5 protein-coding genes are annotated in these 6,602 nt (G+C 69.8%); all 5 read left to right on the forward strand.

From position 1 onward, the window contains the following. Positions 1–16 precede the first annotated feature (16 nt). Positions 17–1,117, forward strand: coding sequence for an alcohol dehydrogenase catalytic domain-containing protein (locus AC07FA_RS26740; RefSeq protein ID WP_479078859.1), 1,101 nt, complete (start codon positions 17–19; stop codon positions 1,115–1,117). Further along, positions 1,114–2,706 carry a bifunctional 3-(3-hydroxy-phenyl)propionate/3-hydroxycinnamic acid hydroxylase gene (locus AC07FA_RS26745; RefSeq protein WP_479078860.1) on the forward strand — a complete coding sequence of 531 codons (1,593 nt, stop codon included), beginning with the start codon at positions 1,114–1,116 and terminating at the stop codon, positions 2,704–2,706. The genes AC07FA_RS26740 and AC07FA_RS26745 overlap by 4 nt, the downstream gene beginning before the upstream one ends. Next, entirely contained in the window at positions 2,703–3,794 is a 1,092-nt protein-coding gene (locus tag AC07FA_RS26750) for a quinone oxidoreductase family protein (RefSeq protein WP_479078861.1), read from the forward strand. Before AC07FA_RS26745 ends, AC07FA_RS26750 begins: the two co-directional genes overlap by 4 nt. A gap of 72 nt (positions 3,795–3,866) precedes the next feature. Then, positions 3,867–5,003, forward strand: coding sequence for an NAD(P)-dependent alcohol dehydrogenase (locus AC07FA_RS26755; protein WP_479078862.1), 1,137 nt, complete (start codon positions 3,867–3,869; stop codon positions 5,001–5,003). Then, positions 5,000–6,442 carry an aldehyde dehydrogenase family protein gene (locus AC07FA_RS26760; protein WP_479078863.1) on the forward strand — a complete coding sequence of 481 codons (1,443 nt, stop codon included), beginning with the start codon at positions 5,000–5,002 and terminating at the stop codon, positions 6,440–6,442. The genes AC07FA_RS26755 and AC07FA_RS26760 overlap by 4 nt, the downstream gene beginning before the upstream one ends. Positions 6,443–6,602 lie beyond the last annotated feature (160 nt).

A 6,602-nucleotide genomic window follows, 5' to 3' on the forward strand; every position in this document is an offset into this window, starting at 1 on the left:
GTAGGAGCCGCACATCATGAACGCCATGCTCGCCGCGCGCGCCCAGAAGGGCTCCGACGCGCTGCACCTGCACAAGGTCGCCATACCTGAGCCGGGACCCCAGGACGTCCTGGTTAAAGTGGCCTCCGCCGGCCTCGCCCCCGGGATGATGACCCTGCTCGCCCAGGGCGCCTTCACACACCTGCCCACCACACTCGGACACGAGGCCGCCGGCACCATCGCCGCCGTGGGCAGCGAGGTGAAGGGGATCGACATCGGCACCCGCGTACGGGTGCACCCCAACCTCAACTGCCGTACCTGCGGATACTGTCGCTCCGACCGGGACATGATGTGCCCGCAACAGGCGATGATCGGACACGCCGCCTTCGGCGACGTTCCCATGCCGCTGTACGACCGCTACCATGACGGCGGACTGGCCGAGTACATCCGGGTACCGCACTGGCTCCTCGACACCCTGCCCGACAGCGTGTCCTTCGACGTCGGCGCCAAGGTGCACGATCTCGCCAACGCCATCCGTGCCCTCAAATGCGCCGACCTGCCCCTGGGTGCCACCCTCGTGGTCACCGCAGCCACCGGCACGATGGGCACCGCCACCGTCAAGCTCGCCCGGCACTTCGGCGTCTCCCGTCTCATCCTCGTCGGACGCAGCGCCGAGCGGCTGGACGCGGTCCGGCCGCTCGCAGGTGACATACACACCGACGTCGTGGCACTCGAGGGACTGCCGTCGACCTGGGCGAAAGAAGGCGGCCTCACCCGCGCCCTACGCGCGCTGGTCCCGCAGGGCGCGGACGCGGTCCTCGACTTCGTACCGGAAGGACCTGCCACGTCCCAGGCGCTCGCCGCCCTTGCGACCGGCGGAAGCCTCGTGCACATGGGCGCCAACCGCAGCCCGCTGCTGTTCCCGATGATCGCCGTCATGGTCAACTGCTGGCGCATCATTGGAACCCGCGCCTGCACGCGCACGGACGCCCAAGAAGCTCTCACCCTGCTCGGGCGAGGCGCACTGGACGCGGAGGAGCTTATTACCCACCGCTACCCACTGGCCGCAGCGAACGAAGCCGTCGCCGCGCTGCAGAACCGGACGGAACCCATCTGGATGGCGGTGGTCAACCCGTGACCGCGGCTCAGCAACTCCCCGTACTCGTCGTGGGCGGCGGTCCCGTCGGCCTGACCGTGGCAAACCTCCTCGCGGCCCGAGGAGTGCCACTCGTCCTCGTCGAACGCAACGCCTCCACCAGCGATGAGGCCAAGGCCATCAGCCTGGACGACGAGTCCCTGCGAACCCTTCAGACGGCAGGTCTCGCGGACAAGATCCTGGACGTCGTTGTACCGGGCACCGGAACCCGCTTCTACGACCGCAAAGGCCGGCCGCTCTTCCACGCCCGCGGCCCACAGCCCTACCATCTCGGCTTCCCGTTCAAGAACCAGTTTGCTCAGCCCGAACTGGAGAAACTCCTCCTGGACGAGTTGAAATCCCGTCCCCAGGCGGACATCCGCTTCTCCACCGAACTGGTCACCGTAACGGAGAATCCCGGCGGCACCGGCGCCACCGCCGCGATCCGGTCACCCGGTGACACCGACACGGAAGACCTTCGGGTCAGCTGGGTCCTGGCATGCGACGGAGGCCGCTCCACCGTACGAGAACTGCGTGGCATCGACATGACCGGCACCAGCCACCAGGACGTCTGGCTGGTCGCCGACACCACCGGCGACCACCACGACGAGCGCTACGGCATGCACCACGGCACTCCCGACCGGCCCACCGTGATCGTGCCCGGCCGCGGCGGCCGCTGCCGCTACGAGTTTCTCCTGCACCCGGGTGAAGGCGAGAAGGGAGCGAGCCCCGACTTCGAGACCGTGCGCAGACTTGTCGCGCCCTACCGGCCCCTCACCGAGGAACAGGTGGAACGCTGCATCGCGTACACCTTCAACGCCGTTGTCGCCGACCGGTGGCGCGACGGGCACGTCCTGCTGCTCGGTGACGCCGCGCACATGATGCCGCCTTTCGCCGGCCAGGGGCTCAACTCCGGTGTCCGGGACGCCGCGAACGTCGCGTGGAAGATCGACGACGTGTGGCACGGTCGTGCCGGACAGAGCCTGCTCGACACCTACGAGGTGGAGCGGCGCCCGCACGCCACCGCGATGGTCCGTTACTCGGAACGACTCGGTGACGTCGTCATGACCACCGACCGTCGCCGTGCCCTCCTGCGGGACATGGCAGCCCGGACTCTTCTGCGCATACCACAGGGGCGCCGCTACCTCACCGAGATGCGGTTCCGTCCTCACGCGCGGCACGAGGCCGGCCTGGTGGTCGGAGACCATGCGCTGACGGGCACCCAGCTTCCTCAGCCACGGGTCCTGGTCCCACCGAGTCTGCACACCCAGTGGTTTGACCAGGTTCTCGGCCGGTCCTTCGCTCTGCTGGGCATCAACGTCCCGGACGCCGCCTGGCAGTGCTTCGACGGCACTCAATGGCCGGACGACAAGCTCGACATCAAGCGGATCGACGTGCTGCTGGACGACCGGCTGCCCTCGGCGACGGCAGGACGCGAAGCTGTCGCGGATGCGGACGGTCGCCTGGAGGAAGCTCTTGCCGGTGCCCGCAACCGGTTCGTCCTGGTCAAGCCCGACCGTTACATCGCTGCCGTCATGGGACCCGGCGACGTTCCTGCCGTTGCCGAGGCATTGCGCAGGAACACCCGGTGACCTCGATCCCGACGACCACGGCCGCTGTATGGGTCTACGAACACGGCGGCTCTGAGCAACTCGTCCACGAACAGCGGCCCCTGCCCGCCCTGGGCCCCGCCGACGTGCTGGTGGCCGTCGACACCGCCGCCGTCTCGGGCTGGGACCTGAAGTACCGTCGCGGACTGCAGCCCGGCACGAAACTCCCGGGCCGCAACCCCTTTCCCATGCCTCAGCAACTGGGACGTGAGGCCGCAGGAACGGTTGTCGCTGCCGGGCCCGACACTCGGCTGCTGAACGTGGGCGACCGGGTGGCGGCCGTCGTCCACCCTGAGAATCCCTATGCCCCGGAAACTTACCGGGGCCTGGGGAACCTCTCCACGGGTATCGCCATCCCCGGCCATCAGAGCACGGGCGCCTACGCCGAGTACGTGGTGCGCGACGAGCGGCTCTTCCTGCCGGTGCCCGACCACGTCGACCTGGAACAGGCAGCGGTCGCGCTGTGGCCCTACGGCACCAGTCACCGTGTCCTGCGTGACCGGCTGCGGGTCACGGCGGGCGACACCCTGCTTGTGACCGGAGCCGCCGGCCCGATGGGCCTGGCCACCATCCAACTCGCCCAGCTCTTCGGCCTGCGCGCCATCGCCACCACCCGACATGCTGAGCGAGCCGACGCTCTGCGCAGCGCCTGCAGTGCCGAGGTGGTCGTCACCGACGACCTCGACGCCGCCCGGCACGCCGTACGGGACCTCACCCACGGCCAAGGCGTCGACCACGCAGTCGACTACTCCTCCCACCGCGATCTGCTGCGCCTGGCCCTGGACGTGCTGCGACTGGGGGGCAGGCTCTGCCCGGCGGCCGGTGAACAGAACCCGCCGGGCCCGATGCCGTTCACCGTCTTCGACCTCACCCGTCTGGAAGCCGACATCGTCGGCGTCCGCGGAGCACGGCACGAGGACGCTCTGCGCGTAATGGCCCTCCTGGCCGACGGCAGGCTGCACTCACGGATCGCGGCACGCCTCCCGCTGGCCGACGCTGCGAAGGCCCACGACCTGATGGAACGACGCACCACGATCGTCGGGCGCATCCTCCTCAAGCCCGGGACCTGAAAGCGCGCGGGTGGCCGGTTCCTGCCCTGACCCGACCACCCGCGTTTCCTCATCTCACGAGAGAAGAAGCTCTTGCCCACCCTCACCACCGTCGCAGTGGCCCGTACCGGCGAGGACACCTTCCACTGGGAACGCGCCGTCCTCGACGACCCCGGCCCCGGCGAAGTCCTCGTCCGCCTCGTCGCGGCCGGCCTGTGCCACACCGATCTGTCCGTCCTGGCCGGACGTCTGCCCACCCCTCTTCCCGCTGTTCTGGGCCACGAAGGAGCGGGAACGGTCGAAGCCGTGGGACCTGACGTAACCGGGATAAGCCCCGGAGACCACGTCGTGCTCTCCTTCAACTCCTGCGGCCACTGCGACGCCTGCCGCACCGGCCGTCCCACCACCTGCGAGACGTACTTCCCCCTCAACTTCCGTGCCGCACGCGCCGATGGCACCACACCGATCCACACCGAGGACGGCGCACCACTCGGCGGCCTGTTCTTCGGACAGTCCTCGCTGGCCCGGCACGCCGTCGTCTCCGCGCAAAGCGTCGTCCGAGTTGACGTCGCGGACGAGGAAGAACTCAGCCTGCTGGCACCCGTCGGCTGCGGGATCCAGACCGGAGCCGGAGCGATCCTGAACCTGCTCAAGCCCCACTACGGTGACAGCGTGGCGGTCTTCGGCGCCGGGGCGGTGGGACTGTCCGCCGTCATGGCGGCCCGCCTCACTCCCGCCCGCACCATCGTGGCCGTGGACGTTGTCCCGTCGCGGCTGGCCCTCGCCACCGAGCTCGGCGCGACCCACACCATCGACAGCAGCAAGGAAGATCTCCGGTCCCGTCTCGCCGACGTGGCCGGCCCCGGCGGCCTGACGTACATCGTGGAAACCACCGGCATCCCCGCACTGCTGGAGCTCGCCGCCACGGCCATCGCCGCCGACGGAACCGTCGCCGTCATCGGAGCCCCCTCCGCCGGCAGCCGGGCCTCCTTCGACATCAATGCCCTCATCGACGGCCGCACCATCCGCGGTGTCACCGAGGGCGGCAGCGACCGCACTACCTTCATCCCCGCTCTCATCGACCTGGCACGCCAAGGACGCCTGCCCTACGAAAAGTTCGTCCGCTTCTACGCCGAAGACCGGCTCCACCAAGCGGTGACCGACGCCCGCTCCGGGCACACCATCAAACCGGTGATCTGCTTCGACAACCGGACGGGGGAGGAACGATGAGTCTGCCGCACGCCCGCAACCTGATCGACGGCCAGTGGCACGACGGACACGCGACAGGCACCGCCTGCGCACCGGCCACCGGACAGGCCATCGGCACCTTCGCCGATGCCGGAGCCGTCAGCGCCCGCCACGCCATCGACGCGGCTCGCCGCGCCTTCAGCGACACCTCCTGGGCCCACGACCGGCAGTTGAGGGCCCGCGCCCTGTCGGAGCTGGCCGACCGGATGTCCGCCCGGCGCGACGAACTGGTCGATCTGCTCTCCCTCGAGAACGGCAAACGGCGAGCGGATGCGGCCATGGAGATCGACTCCGCCATCCCCAAGCTGCGCTACAACGCCGCCCTCGCCCTGACCGACACCGGTCGCGCCGCAGAAACCAGTCCGCACAGTTACTCGATGACGATCCACCAGCCCGTCGGCGTCGCCGCCGTCATCGTCCCGTGGAATTCTCCCGTCATCCTGGCGGTGCGCTCCTTCGCCCCGGCCCTGGCCGCCGGCTGCACCGTGGCGATGAAGATGCCCGCCCAGACCGCGCTGACCAACGGCCTGCTGTACGAGATTGTCGCGGAGACCAGCGCGTTGCCGGCCGGTGTCGTCAACGCCTTCACCGAGTCGGGCAACGAGGGCGCGCCCCTTCTCGTCTCCGATCCCGGTACCGACGTCGTCAGCTACACCGGCTCGACCGCGGTCGGCCGCGTCATCATGGCGCAGGCCGCCCGGCATCTGAAGGGCTGCTCGCTCGAACTGGGCGGCAAGTCCCCGATGGTCGTCTTCGACGACGCCGACCTGGACGCGGTTGTCCCTGTGCTCACCGCTGCCGTCACCACCTTCTCCGGCCAGTTCTGCATGGCCGGCAGCCGCATCCTCGTCCAGCGTTCCGTGGCCGACGAGCTGCGCGGGCGGCTGATCACCGCTCTGCAGGCGGTCGCAGTCGGCCCGGACGCAGATCCGGGGGCAGCCATGGGCCCGGTCATCGACCGGGCGCAGGCCCTGCGCATCGACTCCCTGGTTGCCGAATCCGCGGGCTACGGCCGGGTTCTCGTACGAGGCGGGTTGCTCGAGCCGGACGGTGACGGCGCCTACGTACGGCCGAGTCTGGTGGAGGTGGACGACCTCGCGGCCCCGATCATTCAGAGGGAGGTGTTCGGGCCGGTCGCCACCTTCGAGGTGTTCGACGACGAGGACGATGCCGTTCACCGGGCGAACGCCACCGAGTACGGCCTAGCCGCCTCGGTCTGGAGCCGGGACGTCGACCGGCCGCTGCGGGTCGGGCGGCGCCTCGACGCCGGGACCGTCTGGATCAACGGCTGGGGCGTGATCCGCGACCAGTTCGAGGAGGGCGGATTCAAGCAGAGCGGTGTCGGCAGGCTCAACGGCCCCCGGGCTCTGGCGGAGTTCCAGGAGATCAAGCATCTGGTCCACACCCCCCGCGTCGGCTGACGAAGGGCTCCCGTGGTGCGGCACGGGAGCCCTCGCACAGCGGACGCCACCTTCGCGGGGGGGGGGGGGGGGGGAGGGGGGGGGGGGGGGGGGGGGGGGGGGGGGGGGGGGGTGTGGTATTCGGGGGGAGGGGGGGGGGGGGGGGGGGAAGCGTGTGTTT

The sequence above is a fragment of the Streptomyces sp. NPDC045968 genome (genome assembly GCF_056430475.1).